The sequence below is a fragment of the Flavobacterium sp. FG19 genome (genome assembly GCF_057809475.1).
Genome location: NZ_JBMDKA010000071.1, coordinates 1 through 2,080, shown reverse-complemented (window position 1 = coordinate 2,080; position 2,080 = coordinate 1). Strand labels below are relative to the sequence as shown.

Below are 2,080 nucleotides of genomic sequence, written 5' to 3'. Positions count from 1 at the left end.
TCCTTTTTTTTGTTTCTTACTCTATAGTTCTGATATTTTTCAGTTTAACGATAGAACTATGTTTATTAATGAAAGTGAAACGCCTTTTTTTACAGCATTTTAATCTATGTTTCTATGTGTTTAATTCCTTATACGCAGCAGTTTATTTAGGCCGTCAGATTATAATTTTAGTTTTTTTTAGAGATACAAAGGCACAGAGGTACAAAGGGGCAAAGTTTTTTTTCTCTGACTTTATTATAAGTCGAAGGGCGGACTTGCAGTCCTTTTTTTTGTTTCTTACTCTATAGTTCTGATATTTTTCAGTTTAACGATAGAGCTATGTTTGTTGATGAAAGTGAAATGCCTTTTTTACAGCATTTAATCTATGTTTCTATGTGTTTAAACCCTTAGGCGCAGCGGTTTATTTTAGTTTTTTTTAGAGGTACAAAGGGGCAAAGTTTTTTTAATTGCATAAAAAACGCCGGACTTGTGCCCGGCGTTTCTTATTGAATAACTGTTCTTTATCTGTTTTTTATTCTTCTTTATACGTTCTGATTCTTACACTTGGTTCCCCCCCGGTTTCGCTGGCGGTTAATGCTTTTGTAAGCAGTCCGGCAGAAGAATACTCATAAGTATTTTCAGGGAATTCTGTAACCACTCCGTCCTTGTCTGTACTGACTGAGGTAAAAATATCCAAATGTACAAACGGGTTTAAAACCTGGTCCTGAAGCACTATAAAAGGCTTACGATCGCTGTCGTAAGTTGAAACTTCTGTATCTCTGAAGGTTTCTTTTGAATTCGTGTAAATAGTATGCAGCTTATTTTTTTCATACGAAAAATGATAAATCAGACTGTATGAAGTACTGGTGCTGTTTCCAAAATAACAGTCCGCAATTCTGCCCTGCGCATCAAATTCGTATTTATTAACCTGCGTTATAGTTCCTTCGCCGTTTCTAACAGTCGATTTAGCAATTAAATTATTCACATATTCATAATCCACTTTGCTTTTTACAGCACCGCCGTTTCCATCTCTGCTGATTTTCCCCATCAGTTTTCCATTATCATCGTAGTTGTAATCTGTAACAGTAAGTAAAGGCTCCAGAGTATTAACATCAAAATGGCTGCGGATGGTTTGAAATAAAGTCGTATCAGCATAAACATATTGCATGGTATAATTACTGCCTGGATGATCTGCTGAAGTATAGGACTCAAATTTTAGTAACTGCGCAATATTCTTTTTTTCATAAGAAGTAAGTTCAAACATATAATAACCACCGTCAAAAGTTATTTTTACATTTCCGGGATTTGAACCTGACGGCTTGGTAATATAACATTTAAAAAAGGTCGTCTCGCTTGTTTTAAAATTATACGTTAAATTATTCTCATCATCCATAATTGCCGTTATCGGATATTCTACCGTTGTATTATCAAAGATATTTGAAAATGAAATGGTCTGCGTTCTCGGATAAAAAATAACCGAAACTGGTCTGGTTTCACCGCCTGAAATTGTTTCGGCCGATTTGGATGTAACCGAACCCGAAACCTTAGTTACTTTTGAACCGTAAAACGCTTTGTATTTGGTTTGTGTAGGTTTTACATCGGCATATACAATTTCCGGAGTTTCCTCGTCGGAAGTTTCGCTGTTACAGAACGCAAATCCTAAAATGATTACTAATGCAAATAAGTAATTTTTTAAATTCATAAAGATACTTTTGTTACCACCTGTTTATCATGTCAGGTTCTTCCATGTTTTTAACGTAAACTCAATTTTTTTCTTAATAAAGGCCGAAATTACATTATTTAATGTAAATGCAAATCAAAAATTTAACAAATAAAATTCAGCAGAAATTATCTTTCTGATTCAAAACAAACTACAACCTGTAAAGTGCTGTGCGTAAGGATTTAAACACATAGAAACATAGTTCACAATGCTTTAAAAAAGGCGTTTCACTTTTAGCAGCAAACATAGATCCGTAGATAATCTAAAAACAAACCCTTAAACATCAACACCTTACAAAAAACACGTTTTTACATGAATTAAAATAGGGAAGTTAAAAATTAAACTGCTGCGCATAAGGGTTTAAACACATAGAAACATAGC

At 33.9% G+C, this 2,080-nt stretch carries 1 protein-coding gene; it reads right to left on the bottom strand.

The window, feature by feature from the left end; translation table 11 throughout:
* Nucleotides 1-511: 511 nt before the first annotated feature.
* On the bottom strand, nucleotides 512-1,681 hold the full coding sequence (locus ACODST_RS27750) for a hypothetical protein (RefSeq protein WP_488935340.1): 1,170 nt from the start codon (nucleotides 1,679-1,681) through the stop codon (nucleotides 512-514).
* Between the last annotated feature and the right edge of the window lie 399 nt (nucleotides 1,682-2,080).